Raw genomic sequence first — 16,449 nt, 5'->3', positions numbered from 1 at the left:
CAGCATCGCGCCACTGTCGGGTCTCGGTTTAGCGAATCAGGGCTGACTCAAAGCGCATTGAGAACAGCTTCACCCATTTCCCGGGTTGAAACCTTCTTACCACCGTCTGACATGATGTCTGCGGTGCGCAGCCCCTGATCCAGTACCTTGCTGACCGCCGCTTCAATCGCTTCTGCGGCTTTTTCCTCATTCAGGCTGTAACGCAGCATCATGGCTGCACTGATGATGGTGGCCAACGGGTTGGCAATGCCCTGCCCGGCAATATCCGGCGCCGAACCGTGGCAAGGCTCGTACATGCCCTGCTTTTCAGAGTTCAGCGACGCCGACGGCAACATGCCGATGGAGCCGGTGAGCATAGCCGCTTCGTCAGAAAGAATATCACCAAACATGTTGCCAGTCACAATCACATCGAATTGCTTGGGAGCCCGAACCAGCTGCATGGCGGCGTTGTCCACGTACATATGGGACAACTCGACATCCGGGTATTCACGCTTCAGGTCTTCCATGATCTCGCGCCACAGCACGGTCACTTCCAGTACGTTTGCCTTGTCGACAGAGCACAGCTTCTTGCCGCGTTGCTGGGCCGCTTCAAAGGCGACGCGGCCGATTCGGCGAATCTCAGACTCAGTGTACTGATAGGTGTTGTAGCCCTGGCGCTCACCATTCTCCAGCTCGCGCACACCGCGGGGCTGTCCAAAATAGATACCGCCGGTCAGCTCGCGCACGATCAGGATATCCAGGCCAGAAACCACTTCCGGCTTCAGGGAAGACGCAGACGCCAGTTGCGGGTACAGAATGGCTGGGCGCAGGTTGGCAAACAGCTGCAGGTTCGAACGCAGACCCAGCAGCCCCTTCTCCGGGCGCTTGGCCATCGGCAGGCTGTCCCACTGGGGGCCACCGACGGCACCCAGCAGAATGGCGTCGGCATTGCGCGCTTTTTCCAGGGTTTCGTCCGGCAACGGTGAGTCCGTGGCATCGATAGCCGCACCACCCACCAGGGCCTTGTCAAAGGCCAGGCCAAGATTGAACTGGTCATTAACCTTGTTCAGAACCTTCTCCGCTTCAGCGACGATTTCCGGACCAATGCCGTCACCAGGCAGAAGCAACACATTACGGGACATATCAGAATCCTTGTTTATCAGTTTCCAGCGTTAAACAACCAGGGGGCAGTCTGGCGGCGAGCATCTTCGTAGGCGCGAATGGCATCGGCGTCTTCAAGGGTCACACCGATATCATCGAGCCCATTGAGCAGACAGTGACGACGGAAATTATCGACATCAAAACTGTAAGACTCACCAGAGGGGGTCGTTACTGTCTGAGCTTCCAGGTCCACCGTTAATTCATAACCTTCGTTAGCCTCGGTCTCCTGAAACAGCTTATCAACTATTTCTTCATCCAGAACAATGGGTAACAGGCCATTCTTAAAGCAGTTATTGTAGAAAATATCGGCAAAGCTCGGGGCAATAATCACCCGGAAGCCGAAATCATCCAGCGCCCACGGGGCATGCTCCCGACTGGAACCGCAACCGAAGTTCCTGCGAGCCAACAGCACACTGGCGCTTTTGTATCGATCCTGGTTCAGAACGAAATCCGGGTTCACGGGGCGATTGGAACAGTCCTGATCCGGCTTGCCTTCATCCAGATACCGCAGCTCATCAAACAGGTTCGGGCCAAAGCCCGTGCGCTTGATCGACTTCAGAAACTGCTTGGGAATGATCATGTCCGTATCCACATTGGACCGGTCCATGGGGGCAACAATACCTTGGTGTTGCGTAAATGCGCGCATGGTCTCTCTCCTGTGGATCAGTTCAGCAACTCACGAACATCAACAAAATGGCCAGACACGGCTGCTGCCGCCGCCATCGCCGGGCTCACCAGGTGGGTACGCCCACCAAAGCCCTGACGGCCCTCAAAGTTCCGATTGGACGTGGACGCACAATGCTCGCCCTGCCCCAATTTGTCGGCGTTCATGGCCAGACACATGGAACAACCGGGATCACGCCATTCCAGGCCCGCCTCGATGAAGATCTTATCCAGACCTTCCTGCTCTGCCTGGGCTTTCACCAGACCAGAACCCGGCACCACCATCGCCTGCTTCAGACTGGCGGCCACCTTGCGGCCTTTCACTACGGCCGCAGCTTCGCGCAAGTCTTCAATGCGGCTGTTGGTACAGGAACCGATAAACACCCGGTCCAGCTGGATGTCGGTAATCTTCTGGTTCGGCTGCAGCCCCATGTATTTAAGCGCACGAACAATGCCTTCACGCTTGATCGGGTCTTCTTCCTTCGCAGGGTCCGGCACGCTGCCATCAACACCGGTCACCATCTCCGGAGACGTACCCCAGCTTACTTGCGGCTTGATCGCGGAACCGTCCAGCTCAACTACCTTATCGAATACCGCATCGTCATCGCTGTGCAGGGTACGCCAGTACTCAACCGCCTTGTCCCAGGTTTCGCCTTTTGGCGAGAACGGACGGCCTTTCACGTAGTCAATAGTGATGTCATCCACCGCCACCATCCCCACACGGGCACCGCCTTCGATGGCCATGTTGCAGATGGTCATCCGGCCTTCCATGCTCAGGCCACGAATCGCCTCACCACCGAACTCGATGGCGTAACCGGTGCCACCTGCGGTGCCGATCTTGCCGATGATAGCCAGAACCACATCCTTGCCGGTCACACCCGCGCCAAGCTTGCCGTTCACCTTCACCAGCATGTTCTTCATCTTTTTCTGAACCAGGCACTGGGTAGCCAGTACATGCTCAACTTCAGACGTTCCAATACCATGGGCCAGACAGCCAAAGGCGCCGTGGGTTGAGGTGTGGGAATCACCACAGACAATGCTCATACCCGGCAAGGTTGCCCCCTGCTCCGGCCCGATCACGTGCACGATGCCCTGGCGCTGGTCTTTGATCTTGAATTCCAGAATTCCGAACTCGTCGCAGTTCTTGTCCAGAGTCTCCACCTGGGTGCGTGACACCGGGTCAACAATCCCGTCGATACCTTTGGCACGATCGGTAGTCGGCACGTTATGATCCGGCGTGGCGATGTTGGCATCAATCCGCCAGGGCTTGCGACTGGCCAGACGCAGGCCTTCAAATGCCTGGGGAGATGTCACTTCGTGCAGCAACTGCCGGTCGATGTAGATCAACGCGGAACCGTCATCCCGCTGCTTGACCAAATGGTCGTCCCACAACTTGTCGTATAAAGTCTTGCCCGCCATGGTTGCTCTCTCACTCTCTGGGGGTTTCTGTTTATGCTCTCAGTTCGCCTATTTTACTCTCTCGCCCAGAATAACCTCAACTCATGTTTTTCATTCGTTGCATTCCCGAGAGGCATACCATTAAGATTAAGCATGGTCGGTTCTTGGCTCGAACGAATTCCCCAAGTTTGGTGTCAGGCACAACTGGGCGGGAAGGCTTTTCAAAACACGCCTACAAGCACGTCCATGTGGACTCGTTTCGGGCCGTCCATGGCCCTCAACGGTTTTGAAAAGCCTTCCCGCCCAGTCGCGCCCCGGACAATAATCGGGGCGTCTTTAAAACCAATGAATCGATCGGCTATAACCCAAAGCTTGAGTTCCGGCTTGCGGGGCACCTTTCCAAAAATCTCGTAGGCCATGGATGGCCGGAGCGAAGCGCACAGGGATGTGCTCGTAGCGTTTTTTGGAAAGGTGCCCCGCAAGCCGGGACCTGCCACAGAACCAGAGGATTATCCCAACCAGAGGCGGGACAACAAAAATGGACGCAAACTCCCTGAAAGCCTTCCTGACCATAGTCGACCAGGGCTCCTTCTCAGAAGCCGCCGAAACACTCCACCTGACACAACCGGCCATCAGCAAACGCCTCGCCGCCCTCGAAACCCAGCTTGGCACCAAACTCATCGACCGAAGCAACCGCGAAATCCGCGTCACCGAGGCCGGCGCCAGACTCCTGCCCCACGCACGCAAAATCCTTGATGAAATACACAACGCCCGCCTCGCCCTCAGCCCGAACGCCGACACCATCGAAGGCGAACTCCAGCTCATCGCCAGCCACCACATCGGCCTGCACCACCTGCCAAACTGGCTAAGGCGCTACCGCCGCGAATACCCACAGGTAACACTGGATCTCCAGTTTATGGAATCCGACGCCGCCTACCACCAAATGAACAAGCGTAATGCCGAGATCGCGTTCGTCACCCTCAGCGACAGCATGAACCCGGAGTTCCGGATTTTGGTGCAATGGCCAGACCCGATGGCCTTTGTCATTGGCGCGGAGCATCCGCTGGCACAACTGCAACACCCACGGCTTGAAGACCTGGCCCAACACCCGGCCCTGTTGCCGGACACCAGCACTGCGACCTACCGGGTGGTCAGCCGATTATTTCTGGAAGCGAACCAGCCACTGAAACCCCTGATGCCCACCAACTACCTGGAAACCATCAAAATGATGACCAGCGTTGGCCTGGGCTGGAGTGTGCTGCCAGTGAGCATGCTGGACAACAGCCTGCGGGTGCTTGACGTTGGACACCCGGTTTCCCGGGTACTTGGCGCCGTCGCGCTGAGTGGCCGGCAATTGAGCAACGGTGCCCGGGCGCTGCTTGAGATTGTGGAAGCGGAAGAAATCAGGAGCTGATTAGCGCCCAGTCTCCTCATCAACCTTCGGCATGGGTTGCAAGCCGCGCCAGGTGATCAGGATGGCCACAGCCATGGCGGCAGCGCCACCCCAGAACGCGGCGGAGGTGCTGATGCCCTCCACCAGAAAACCGGACATCCAGGCGCCGAGGGCGCCGCCGGCACCAAAGGTCAGACCGCTGTACAAGGCCTGCCCCTGGCCATGATGATGCTTGCCAAAGAACCCCTGAATGTATTGCACAGAAATCGCATGCAACGCACCATAGGACGCTGCGTGAAGCAGCTGGGCGAAGATGAGAATGGGCACGACCATGGTCAATTCGGCAATGAGTATCCAGCGAATCATGGTCAGGAACAGAGCCCCGATGACAATCTGGCGCACACTGAACCGATGCGACAACCGGTGCATCACCAGAAACAGTCCGATTTCCGCCAGCACCCCCAGCGACCAGAGCAAGCCAATCGACAGCTTGCCGTAGCCATGTTGTTCCAGATGAATACTGAAGAAGGTGTAGTAGGCACCGTGAGATACCTGCAGCAGGAAGTTCATCAGGAAGAAGGCAATCACAGCAGGATGGGTGACGATGGCTTTCAGGCTGCCTTTGGGAGCCGGCGGTTTACGCTCGCCCCGCTCTGCAGGCACCAGAAACGCCGATACCGCGATGCCCGCAAAGACCGGCAACAGCAGCCAGGGCAGATAAGTGACTGGAACCCACTCCAGAATGGCACCCACGACAGCCACGGCACCGATAAAACCCACCGAGCCCCAGAGCCGAACCTTGCCGTACTTGTCTTTCCTCGTGCCAAGTGCCCGTAGGGTAATCACCTCATACAGCGGCAGGATCGCGTTCCAGAAGAAGGTGAAGGCCAGCATCACCAGAAGCAGGCCATAGAACCCGGGTTCCATGAACACGCCGGCAAAGAACAGCGACCCGGTAATGGCTCCAAAACGGACCAATCGCACCCGCTGGCCGGAACGATCCCCCAGCCAGCCCCAGACACTTGGCGCGACAATTTTGGTGAGCTGAATGGTCGCCATCAAAGTGGCGATTTGCAGATAGGAAAACCCCTGCCCCTCCAGGTAGAGGGACCAATAAGGCAAAAGCCCTCCAAGGAGTGCGAAGAACCAGAAGTAGAGGTTAGACAGCCGCCAGTAGATGGTGTCACCTCCCTTTGATCAAAGCTGGCCGATGACCGGAGTGCTCACTTCCACATCGCCATTCTGCCCCCGGTGGCGCAGGTAATGGTCCATCAACACGATGGCCATCATGGCCTCGGCGATAGGCGTGGCGCGAATGCCCACGCAGGGATCGTGGCGACCAGTGGTAATCACCTCAACCGGATTACCATGCACGTCAATACTCCGGCCCGGCAAACGCAGGCTGGATGTGGGCTTTAACGCAATGCTGGCAACAATCGGCTGACCGGAGGAAATCCCGCCGAGTACGCCGCCGGCGTGATTGGACAAGAACCCTTCCGGCGTCATTTCATCCCGGTGTTCAGTGCCTTTCTGATCAATGCAGCCAAACCCGGCGCCGATTTCCACACCCTTTACCGCGTTGATGCTCATCAGTGCGTGGGCCAAGTCTGCGTCCAACCGATCAAAGATCGGCTCACCCAGTCCCGGCGGCACACCGTCAGCGACCACGTTGATGCGGGCACCGATGGAATCCCCTTCTTTGCGCAGGGCGTCCATATAGGCTTCCATTTCCGGCACCTTATCGGCGTCCGGACAGAAGAACGGGTTCTGATGCACCTGGTCCCAATCGTGTTTTTCCGCTTTGATCGGCCCTAGCTGAGACAGATAGCCACGAATGCGAATGCCCAGACGCTGCTCAAGAAACTTGCGGGCGACCGCGCCGGCAGCAACGCGCATGGCTGTTTCACGGGCCGATGACCGGCCACCACCCCGATAATCCCGGACACCATACTTGTGCGTGTAGGTGTAGTCGGCGTGCGCCGGCCGGAACTGCTCGGAAATCTTGGAGTAATCCTTGGAGCGCTGGTCGGTGTTCTCGATGATCAGGCCAATCGGCGTCCCGGTGGTTTTACCCTCGAACACGCCAGAGAGGATGCGCACTTCATCGGCCTCACGCCGCTGCGTGGTGTGGCGGGAAGTCCCAGGCTTGCGGCGGTCCAGATCCTTCTGCATATCGGCTTCTGACAGCTCAAGGCCCGGAGGGCAGCCATCGATAATGCACCCCAGGGCAGCCCCATGGCTCTCACCGAATGTGGTTACGGTGAACAGTTTACCAAACGTATTTCCCGACATAATTCAGCACTTTATAAAGGTTTTATAAAATATTTTTTAACTGTTTCTGGCCTGCCACTCGCGCAGGTCGGCAGCCGTTACCAGAAACACGCCATCGCCGCCGCTATCAAATTCCAGCCAGGTAAGCGGCAGGTCCGGATAGGCGTCGTCCATGGCGCCCCAGGAGTTACCCACTTCCACGATTAACAAACCGTTCTCGGTAAGATGCTCTGCAGCCCCGGCGATAATACGGTGGGCAATATCAAGACCATCGTCGCCTGCAGCCAGACCCAACTCCGGTTCGTGACGGTACTCTTCCGGCATGTCCGCCATGTCTTCAGCATCCACGTAGGGCGGATTGCTGAGTATCACGTCGTAACGGCCTTCGATGCTCTCAAACACGTCCGAACGGATGGTCTGAACCCGCCCTTCCAGACCGTGCAACTCGATATTTGAGTCCGCCACTTCGAGGGCGGCCTCGGAAATATCAGACAGATCAACCTCGGCTTCATCAAAGACGGTGGCCGCGCCGATACCGATACAACCGCTACCCGTGCACAAATCCAGTATCCGCTGAACGGGCTGGCTGCCCAACCAGGGCTGCAGGCCATTCTCCAGCAGCTCGCCAATCGGCGACCGGGGAACCAGCACCCGCTCATCAATATTGAACGGCATACCCATAAACCAGCCTTCGCCCAGAAGATAGGCGATTGGTACGCGTTCATTAATGCGGCGCTCAATGCGCTCAACAATCAGTTCGCGCTCTGTGCGCACCAGGCGCGCATCCAGAAACACATTGTTGTTCTCCAATGGCAGGTGGACACTGCGTAACACCAGCTGCACGGCTTCATCCCACACGTTGTCGGTACCATGCCCGAAATACAACGGCGATGCCGCAAACCGTGACGCGGCATAGCGCAGAAAGTCCCGGATGGTGTGTAGATCGTCAACTGGACTGGTCACAAAAACGTCTTCCTGGTCAGGCTAATGTAGCGCGGCATTATACGCCTATTAAGCACAGGCCTGCAGCCCGCATACAGATTAAAGGGCCAACGGACCGGAACTGCTGCGGCTTTGCTCAAACCGGTCCAGTGCGGCAGCCATACGCTCCCGGCCCAGCTGAATCAGTTCCGGTGCCTTGTGATAATCGTAACTTCGGCTGGCATTCTTGGGGATATTAACCAGGAGATCAGGCGGATACCCGGCAATCTTGTATTGAACCAGAGCACTCTGCATGGTTTCGATGGTCAGGTTCATCACATCAAATTTGCCAATGCCCAGCTTGTCCCAGTCAATGGTCTCGTGGTCATCCCGTTTCTGGTGATGAGCGGCCTTCTCGGGCTCCTCCTGCCGGGCTTTCAAATCCTTCTCTTTATGCTTTTTCGCCATCTCCCGGGTGATCTTTTCTTCGGGAGATTCCCCGGTATCGAGCTTCCTGGAAGTCAGGGACTTAATGGCATCCCAGTCAAACCACCGGGAGGCCTTATCCCGGATGGCGTCGACCCATTCATCCATATCGCTGCCGGAGTCTTCATCGGCAAATGCCGCATCGGGAATTCGCCTTGGCTGTTCATCCTCGCCACTCAGGTTGACGGCCATGATCAAATCGGCGTGGGCAGAGATCGTCGGGATAATCGGCAGGGGATTCAGCAATGCACCGTCTACCAGCACCCTGCCATCCAGCACCAGAGGCGTCACAACACTCGGGATGGCAATGGATGCACGGATGGCGCGATCCAGCGGCCCTTCCTGAAACCAGATTTCCTTGTGGGCAAGGAGATCGGTGGCAACCGCAGTAAACGCAATGGGCAAGTCTTCGATCCGGGTGTCGCCCAGAATGTCACGGACCACCGAGAAGACCTTCTCTCCCCGAATCGCGCCGACCGAGGTGAAGGTAACGTCCAGCAGTTTCAGGACATCGAACTGGCCCAGCCCGGTCACCCAGTCCTTGTATTCTTTCATCTTGCCAGCCGCGTACATACCGCCGATAAGGGCGCCCATGGAACAGCCGGAGATAGCGATAATGTTGTAACCCCGTTCCTGCAGTACCTCAATGGCGCCAATGTGGGCGTAACCCCGGGCACCGCCACTACCCAGGGTCAAGGCGACCGTTTTGCCGTTTCCGGTTTGCGAGGGCTTGCGTGCAGAATTGGCCGGAGCTTCGGCCGGCGATACGTCAGAACTTGCCAATACTTTGCTGACGCCATCCTCTGCAGCCGCTTGCTCACTGCCGACCGGTTGGTCGTCTGGCTTAGTGTCCCCGGACATTCCCTTACCTCTTGATTACCAGAATTTCGATGCGGTCACCCGTGCGGTTAGGGTCCGCTACCTGCACCCCAGGCCCGATGGCCAGGGTGCGGACCTGCTCCCGGGAGACGCCGGATTTCGCCAGCACGTCGGCCAGGGCGCCCGCAGCCCTTTCCGCCCTTGCGATCGAATCATTCAGGCTTTCATCATTTTCCAGCGAAGAAAACGCGGCGAGCACCACCTCGGCGCCCTCCTCTGCCGCCCACTCTCCCAACCGCCGGCGATCGGTAGTCGACAAATCAAACCGATGGGTAACACCGCCCTGCCAGGGCACAATAATGGGACCCAGCAACCGTGCAGCAGAGGCCTGAAAGCCGGGAATGTCCGCTCCGGTTGCTACCTGGAGATGTTCAACCCAAACATATTCACGCTGATTGCCACGGGTGACGGTGTACACCAGGGTCAACCATCGGTTGCCATCAACATCCGCCACGGCACCGACGAAGTAGTCCTGGTCCTGATCCCGGCCAAGGAGCCTGGGTTGCTCAAAAATCTGGTTTGCCCAGACGTTGCTTCGACCACAGGCCACTCCGGAACATTCGAAAAGGATCTGGCCGCCTCGCGCCTGAAGCTCGCCCCGATAGTGTTCCTGTGCGGCCCTGCGGCTCGCATCCCGGTTGATTTCGAATAACTGGCCCTTGCCGTTCACCGGCAGCCTGGCCATGACATCCGAGCGGATCTCTCCGCGTATCTCACGAACCGGGCTCATAAGCACGAGGTGCCCGGACGACCGAATGTCCAGCGCCGACTGAAGGCTCGACTGGGCGAACGCATCCAACGGCTCGCCGAGCTCCGATGCTGACACCACGGAACCGAAAGCCAACACAGCAAACGCCAACAGGCTCCGGAGTTTCATTACAACAGCACGATTATTCATTGAATAGAAACCTTTTTATAGCATGTGCAACCGGCGTGGTGTCACCATCCAGGTGACAATGATGCCCCCCGGGAACGTCCACTGTCGTCAGGTCGGGTATCAGCTCTGCACGCTTGTCCAATCCGCCACGGCTGGCCAACAACCCTTCCGACGCTCTTACGAACAGGGTTGGCGTCTGGATGGCGGCCAGCGAGGCATGAACCTGCTCTTCGGTCATCATCAAAGGCGTGGGATGCCTTAACCGTGCATCGGTGCGCCAGACAAAGCCATCTCCTTCAGCCCGCATGTTTCTGGGCACCAGCAATGCTGCAGCCTCGGCGCTCAATGGGCTGAGCCCGCCCTCACGGATCCTCGCCGCCGTCGCCACATCGGGATAGACCGCCGGAGGTGCAGATCCGTTCCGCTTTTTTTGCAAGGCCCGGCGCAACTGGGGGATGGTTTCCTTGGCGGGGCGGCTCAGGGCACCCAGGCTGTCAATCATCACCAGCCGCCTCACCCGCTCAGGGAAAGCTGCCGCATACAGGGCACAAACGATACCACCCAGCGAATGGCCCACCAGATCAAGGGGATACCGTTCGCTTTCCGGGAAATGATGGTCAATCAATTCACTGAGGTCTGCCACATAGTCCATCAGCCAGTAACCATAGCCCGGTGGTCGATGCCCCGAGTGGCCATGACCAGCCATGTCGATTGCGTGAACACTGGCATCGGAGGCCAGCGCTGGCGCCAACCGGGCGAATGTCATGGCGTTATCAAGCCAGCCGTGCACCATAAGTATGGGGGAGCGAACTTCGTGCGAGGGGTCCGTATGCCAGGTCAGGCCGGCAAGGGTCAGGTTATCGAGCGGCCAGCGTGCCTCCCGGCAGCCGGCCGGAATGTCGTGCCCACTGCCGGGTAACACAGTGTCAGTCATGCAAGGCGAGTCCTACATGGTGTGCGTTGGGCGATCAGAGCTCAGCGAGCCTGCCAGGTAAGACTCGATCTTGGTCCTTGCGGATTCATCGTCACCGTTAAACTGGACACCGATGCCTGCTGCACGGTTACCCTGAGCACCCTTCGGGGTAATCCACACCACTTTGCCTGCAACCGGAATTTTCTCCGGCTCGTCCATCAGGTTGAGCAGCAAAAACACCTCGTCTCCGAGTTGATATTGCTTCTGGGTAGGAATGAACAGACCACCTTGCCGAATGTAGGGCATATAGGCGGCGTACAGAACCGCTTTGTCCTTGATGGTCAGGGTGAGAATGCCGCTGCGTGCGCCAAATCCTGGGCCCATATCACATACCTTTTACGCTGGAAGTTCTTGTGTCGTTAAACATTGCCACAATGCTTCAGGAATTTCCTGACATTTCACAATCATAGCAGCTGAAATTGAAGAAAGCTCAGCTTGCTTTCCGCTTCCTTGGCATCAGTTCCCGCCAGGCAATCAGAAGCTGGCTGGCCTCCAGTTCCGGGCTGGCATTATATACCGCGGCACTGCGACTTTCCCTGACCAGGTCCAGGAGCTGATGAGCCCGCCACGGCGGATTGTTGTTTGCCAGATAACCAAGCATGTCCGCCGCTTCCGGGTCAGATACTGCCCCCCCCACACTGGCCCGCGCCAGATCCGCGGCCCAGCTTTCAAATAACCAGAGCGAATCGTCCAGGCCAAGGGCCTTGAAGGATTTAGCCGCTTCGCCAACCGGGATCTGCCCTTTCATAAACTGCCGGAATGCTTCAAAGGCCTTGTCCCGAAGGGGCAAAAAATCTCCGAGGGCATAGTCCAGCGCCAACCGCGGTGCATTGCCCGCCAGCATCAGGCTTTTGGCTAAGGTCTCCGCCCCCGGCCGGCTTGCCTCGTCCAGCTCAGCCACGCGGGCAGCCAGCCATTGCCCGCCCTGCTCTGCTGTCGGCAAGGGTATGGTCAGCGCCTGACAACGGGAGCGAATGGTCGGCAGGACCGGCCGACCGCTCTCCTGCAACAGCAGCAACGTCACGTCCGGCAACGGCTCTTCCAGGGTTTTCAGCAACGCATTGGCGGCATTGATGTTTAATTGATCTGCCCGGTCAACAATCGCGACCTTATGGTGACCAACCTGGGGCGAAGCAACAGCAAACGTGGAGAGTGCCCGTATCTGGTCAACCTTCACCATGCGCGATTTTTCCGGGGTATAAACCCGCAGATCCGGATGACTGCCTGCAGCCATCAGCTCACACTGCTTGCAATGGCCACACGCCACCGCCGCGCCGGATTCTGATTTGGCCGGTGTTTCACACAACAGCAATCCGGCCACTGCCTGGGCCCAGGCGCGCTTTCCTACGCCACGCTCACCCACTACCAGCAATGCGTGGGGCAAACGATCCTGTGCCAGTCGGCTTTGCACTGCCGACCAGGCGCGGGTCAGCCAGGGCATTTCCTGTGCGATGTCAGTCATGTTTCGGCATCCGGGATCCGGTTTCCTGATTGCGTTTGAGTTGACGCTTCATGGTTTTCAGTAGCCGCCTCAGCCGCCGTGTATCGTCATCAGCCTGACGGGTTGAGGCAGAGCTATAGTAATGGCTGTTTACTGTCCGGGCAAAGATCCGGGCAGACTCCGCCACCGATGGCCGGGCCTCGGCCATGCGCTCCGCCAGCACCACCGGAGTTTCGCCACTGCGCACAGGCACACCGGCCTGTTCACACAGCCGGTGCCATGATCCGACCACGCGCCTGAAGCCATCCTGACGGGCTCCCCGGGTCATTGAAAGCGCCGACACCAACCCGGCCACAAGAAGGGCAAAACCAACCAGCCCGGCAGTAATGTAGCCAAGCTCCTTCATGCCAATGCCCCCTGGCAGCCGGGACATCAGGTTCATCTGGCTCTGGCCCTGATAGCCCACCACCCAACGCTGCCAGTGGTAGTTTATTCGGTCGAGCTGCAGCGACGCCCACTGCAAAACCGCCAGATCGCCATAACGCTGGGGAGAGGTCAGGTTGTTCTCCAGGAAGGAGCCCTCTTCGGCCATCGCCTCCCGCAATCCGAACTCAATACGATCAGGAGCAATTGCAGCAGTTGGATCAACCCGAACCCAGCCCCGGCCTTCCAGCCATACCTCAACCCAGGCATGGGCATCGTACTGCCGCACAATGAGATAATCGCCCCCGGCGCCGGCATCTCCGCCCTGGTAACCCACCACCACACGGGATGGAATACCAGCGGCCCGGAATACAAAGGTGGCAGCGCCCGCATAATGGGCACAGAACCCGCGCTGCTCCTCAAACAACAGGGTATCCACACCATCGTCGGGCATCGCCGGTGGCCGCAGTGTGTAATAGTATTCTTCGTTACGGAACCGCTGCATGAGCTCGTTAACCACCTGGGCCGGGGAATACTGGCCCGCCAGCTCACTGGCTAATGCCCGTGCGCGCGGGTTCCCTTCGCCAGGCAATTGCAGGTAGCGCTGACGCACTGCCTGGGTGAGCTCACTACCCGGCCGGGTTTGCCCGGGGTCTATCGCCAACCGGTAGCGCACCGGGCTATCTGCGGGGCGACGGAAACGGAACAGGTCTTCCCCTGCGTCAAACACGTTGTCCGACACCGCAATGGAATTTTCCAGAGAGAAGGCCCATCGTTGGTCCGTCGGCTCCATCAGTACATCGTACTGGTTGCTCGCCAGCGCCCCAATGCCGCCATCCACCGCCACCCTGCCCGGGCGTTGAAATGGATCCCGGTCGCGCTGCCGCCAGGTCTCGCCGTCAAGATAATCGAGAATCAGCCCTCGCCAATAGCGATCCCGATACTCCGGAATCGAACCACCAAAACTCACGCGGAACGCCCGCTCACTGCTCTGGGCCAGATTGGAAATATCGCCGGGGCGCATGGTATCGGAGATACCGCTGCGAGCCTCGCCGGAAACCAGCGGGACGCTCCACAGCGGCGCCATACGCGGAAAGAACACGAATAACAGGACGACTACCGGCAGGGTTTTCACCATCAAAAGGCCCAGCCGCTTCCAGCCCGCCTTCAATGAACCGGGCAAATCCGGGGCATTGAGAATCTGCAGTCCCACCAGCAGGCAGGCAATGGCCGCAAACGTCAGCAGGGCCCACAGGATGTCCTGCTGGAACAGGAAGTTTACAGCCGCCAGGTACACCAGAATAAAAAACAGTACATAGAAGTCCCGGGCGGAGCGGGTTTCCAGCCATTTGAGCCCCACCGCCAATACGAAGAACGACGCAGCAGTATCAACGGTAAAGCGGCCCTGAACAGTGCCCAGGTAGACTCCGATCAACACCAGCATAATGCCCGTACGCAACCAGCGCCCCGGCAATCGCACCCGACCACTCTGGGCTAGCCAGCGCCAACCGGCCAGCACCACGCAGGCGGCAATCAGCCACCAGGGTAACCGGTTCCACTGCGGCAACAGTAACAGTGCAAAACTGCCAATCAACCAGAGTAGCGCAGTGCCAGGAATGGCATCTATCGGTACTTCGGAACGGCGGTTTCTACCAAGAAGTACATCGACCAGGCGGCTCATACGCTGCCTCCCGCCGTAGCGCCGTCCACGGTTTTACGGGTACCAAACGGCAATGCATCCTGCTCTCTCGGCGGCTTTTCGCCCCAGACCGCCAGCGCCCGCAGGCACCGGTCTCCATGGATTGGGCCGGTGTCGGGTTCGATGACCTCCCCCGGCAGGTTCAAACCAAACTTTGCACCTTTCTGTAGCCGGTCGGCCACCAGCCAGGCCAGGTAACTGAGCCTGAGCTCAGTATCCGCGCCCGGGAAAGCGTTGAAATCCAGCCAGTGGGGGCTTCCTTGCTCCCCTTCCCAATCGGCAACCACCATCTGCCCGGAGCGGGCAAACCGTTTCCACATCACCCGCTGGCTCATATCCCCTTCACGCCAGGGCCGAAGGTCGGCATTGTCCTGACCGGCCACCGGCGCGGAAGAACGGGCTTCACTGCCGTCATCCACCTGGCTGATTACCTCCGGAGCAACCAGTGGCCTGGGATAGGCAATGCCGGCCGAACTCGGGCGCAACCAGGACCAGGCCTTGAGCAACCCGAATGGAAAACGGGTTTCAATCCGAACCTTGTCTGGCCGAAGGTACCCACGATGGGCTGAGGGAATGGGCAAAATAACGTCCCGGGCCTGGCCAGCCGGCACATGGACACCTTCCAGCTTTGAATCCACAACCGACAGCGCAATGGCAAGCCCGCTATCCTTTCCAGCGGTGACCCGGAATCGAAACGGTACATCATCCCCGGCCTCGCCCTCGCCGGGCTGAATAAGGGCGAGCGTCAGCCCCGAGAGATTGCGATGGGTCTGATGCATGGCACCGACGAACAGGGCCCCGAGAATGAAGGTCAGGAGGTAAATAAGGCTGTTCTGGTAATTGATACCGGTGATCAGCATGATCAGCAGCAGAACACCAAAAACCACCCCAGCACCGGTTGGCAGGATGAAGATGTTTTTCTGGCTGAACGTCTGGCTGTCTCCGCGGGGAACCCTGCGGTTAATCCAGTGCTGCCATCGTTGCCGGAGTTTTCGCGTTATCATGCCCATCAGGCCGCATTCTTCCTCAAAAGTTCACCCGTTATCGGCACGCATCAAACCATATTATCCTGCCGCTCATAAAGCTTTACTGCCAAACTGCGGATTCTGATCACAGACCAGGCACTTTCCGGTTGAAAAACTGTCTGACAAACCGAATACTCCGATAAGGAAGCGTATTGACTGAATAGAGTAGTCTCAGCCGCGCCCCTCAACTGATCCGGTAACGCAAGAGGCTATGCCATGACACGCCCAACACTGCTTGCAACGGCCATGGCCGTCACTCTCTCCGCTCCGGCCATGGCCGGCGTTCAGACGATGACATCGGATGAGATGGTGGAAACCTATGTTCAGGATTCCGCAGTCATAGTTGTGCCAAGGGACCAGCAAAGAAACGAAGCGGATCGCCAGCGCATTATCAGGGCGCTGACCATCTCGCCCGGCGAGCCGGTTCTGAGTGAAGCCGAAGAGGAAGCCTACCGCGAAGCGCTCCAGCGCTATATGGAAGATGGCAAGTCCGACGCTCTGAGCAGCGCCGAGGAGGAATTCCTGCGCAGGGCTCTCCTGCTGCCAACCGAGGAACTGGCCCGGGCACAACCCCCGGCCAATTTTGCCGATACCCTTCCACAACTCATTTTCGGCCAGCAACCACAGATACCCGACGAACCTTTTACCCAGACGTTTCTTAACGACCAACTGGGAATCGGATTCGACGGGCAGAACCTGAACTTCAGTATCGGTAATCCGCCGGGCATTGATCGCATTGATATTCCCCACGGGATCAATGAGGGGCCAATCCAACTAACCCCAAGACCCGGTGGCGGATTCGACCTGTCCATTCAGGTTCCCGACCGCTGATTCAGAGCCCTCAACTTTAAAAAAGTACA

At 58.3% G+C, this 16,449-nt stretch carries 16 protein-coding genes; 2 read left to right on the top strand and 14 right to left on the bottom strand.

Annotated elements, in window-relative coordinates; all coding sequences use genetic code 11:
* Positions 1-47: 47 nt before the first annotated feature.
* The 4 genes from leuB to FIV08_RS09070 form a co-directional block, all read right to left on the bottom strand.
* Positions 48-1,121 (bottom strand): 3-isopropylmalate dehydrogenase, encoded by a 1,074-nt coding sequence (leuB, locus tag FIV08_RS09085; protein ID WP_152438085.1) that lies wholly within the window; start codon positions 1,119-1,121, stop codon positions 48-50.
* 17 nt (positions 1,122-1,138) lie between these two features.
* Complete coding sequence (leuD, locus tag FIV08_RS09080; RefSeq protein ID WP_058089707.1) at positions 1,139-1,786, bottom strand: 3-isopropylmalate dehydratase small subunit; 648 nt, start codon at positions 1,784-1,786, stop codon at positions 1,139-1,141.
* 17 nt (positions 1,787-1,803) lie between these two features.
* The gene (gene leuC / locus FIV08_RS09075) at positions 1,804-3,222 is read right to left on the bottom strand and encodes a 3-isopropylmalate dehydratase large subunit (RefSeq protein ID WP_152438084.1); all 1,419 of its coding nucleotides are present in this window, start codon (positions 3,220-3,222) and stop codon (positions 1,804-1,806) included.
* A 200-nt stretch (positions 3,223-3,422) separates the two neighbouring features.
* Positions 3,423-3,620: a hypothetical protein gene (locus tag FIV08_RS09070; protein ID WP_152438083.1), complete on the bottom strand. Its 198-nt coding sequence runs from the start codon at positions 3,618-3,620 to the stop codon at positions 3,423-3,425.
* A gap of 119 nt (positions 3,621-3,739) precedes the next feature.
* On the opposite strand from FIV08_RS09070, the gene FIV08_RS09065 reads away from it, so the two are divergent.
* A complete protein-coding gene (locus FIV08_RS09065; RefSeq protein WP_152438082.1) occupies positions 3,740-4,615 on the top strand; it encodes a LysR family transcriptional regulator in 876 nt (291 codons plus the stop codon).
* Here the strand turns inward: FIV08_RS09065 and FIV08_RS09060 are convergent, their stop codons facing one another.
* The 10 genes from FIV08_RS09060 to FIV08_RS09015 all read right to left on the bottom strand — a co-directional run bounded on the left by FIV08_RS09060 (position 4,616) and on the right by FIV08_RS09015 (position 15,568).
* A complete protein-coding gene (locus FIV08_RS09060; RefSeq protein WP_228715546.1) occupies positions 4,616-5,761 on the bottom strand; it encodes an MFS transporter in 1,146 nt (381 codons plus the stop codon).
* A 30-nt stretch (positions 5,762-5,791) separates the two neighbouring features.
* Positions 5,792-6,886 (bottom strand): chorismate synthase, encoded by a 1,095-nt coding sequence (gene aroC / locus FIV08_RS09055; RefSeq protein ID WP_106695687.1) that lies wholly within the window; start codon positions 6,884-6,886, stop codon positions 5,792-5,794.
* Positions 6,887-6,922: 36 nt separating this feature from the next.
* Positions 6,923-7,828 carry a 50S ribosomal protein L3 N(5)-glutamine methyltransferase gene (gene prmB, locus FIV08_RS09050; RefSeq protein WP_072677386.1) on the bottom strand — a complete coding sequence of 302 codons (906 nt, stop codon included), beginning with the start codon at positions 7,826-7,828 and terminating at the stop codon, positions 6,923-6,925.
* Positions 7,829-7,906: 78 nt separating this feature from the next.
* The gene (locus FIV08_RS09045) at positions 7,907-9,133 is read right to left on the bottom strand and encodes a patatin-like phospholipase family protein (protein WP_152438080.1); all 1,227 of its coding nucleotides are present in this window, start codon (positions 9,131-9,133) and stop codon (positions 7,907-7,909) included.
* A 4-nt stretch (positions 9,134-9,137) separates the two neighbouring features.
* Entirely contained in the window at positions 9,138-10,049 is a 912-nt protein-coding gene (locus FIV08_RS09040; RefSeq protein WP_152438079.1) for a DUF4892 domain-containing protein, read from the bottom strand.
* Positions 10,042-10,962 (bottom strand): alpha/beta fold hydrolase, encoded by a 921-nt coding sequence (locus FIV08_RS09035; RefSeq protein WP_072677389.1) that lies wholly within the window; start codon positions 10,960-10,962, stop codon positions 10,042-10,044. The genes FIV08_RS09040 and FIV08_RS09035 overlap by 8 nt, the downstream gene beginning before the upstream one ends.
* A gap of 12 nt (positions 10,963-10,974) precedes the next feature.
* Entirely contained in the window at positions 10,975-11,325 is a 351-nt protein-coding gene (locus tag FIV08_RS09030) for a PilZ domain-containing protein (RefSeq protein ID WP_058089697.1), read from the bottom strand.
* A 106-nt stretch (positions 11,326-11,431) separates the two neighbouring features.
* Positions 11,432-12,463 carry a DNA polymerase III subunit delta' gene (gene holB / locus FIV08_RS09025; RefSeq protein ID WP_152438078.1) on the bottom strand — a complete coding sequence of 344 codons (1,032 nt, stop codon included), beginning with the start codon at positions 12,461-12,463 and terminating at the stop codon, positions 11,432-11,434.
* Positions 12,456-14,546: a transglutaminase TgpA family protein gene (locus tag FIV08_RS09020; RefSeq protein WP_152438077.1), complete on the bottom strand. Its 2,091-nt coding sequence runs from the start codon at positions 14,544-14,546 to the stop codon at positions 12,456-12,458. The genes holB and FIV08_RS09020 overlap by 8 nt, the downstream gene beginning before the upstream one ends.
* Positions 14,543-15,568: a DUF58 domain-containing protein gene (locus tag FIV08_RS09015; RefSeq protein ID WP_106696030.1), complete on the bottom strand. Its 1,026-nt coding sequence runs from the start codon at positions 15,566-15,568 to the stop codon at positions 14,543-14,545. Before FIV08_RS09015 ends, FIV08_RS09020 begins: the two co-directional genes overlap by 4 nt.
* A 237-nt stretch (positions 15,569-15,805) precedes the next feature.
* Between FIV08_RS09015 and FIV08_RS09010 the strand changes: the two genes are divergently transcribed.
* Entirely contained in the window at positions 15,806-16,420 is a 615-nt protein-coding gene (locus tag FIV08_RS09010; protein WP_152438076.1) for a hypothetical protein, read from the top strand.
* The last annotated feature ends 29 nt before the right edge of the window (positions 16,421-16,449 follow it).

Source organism: Marinobacter sp. THAF197a (genome assembly GCF_009363275.1).
GTDB lineage: Bacteria > Pseudomonadota > Gammaproteobacteria > Pseudomonadales > Oleiphilaceae > Marinobacter.
This window is presented reverse-complemented; position numbering and strand designations above follow the sequence as displayed.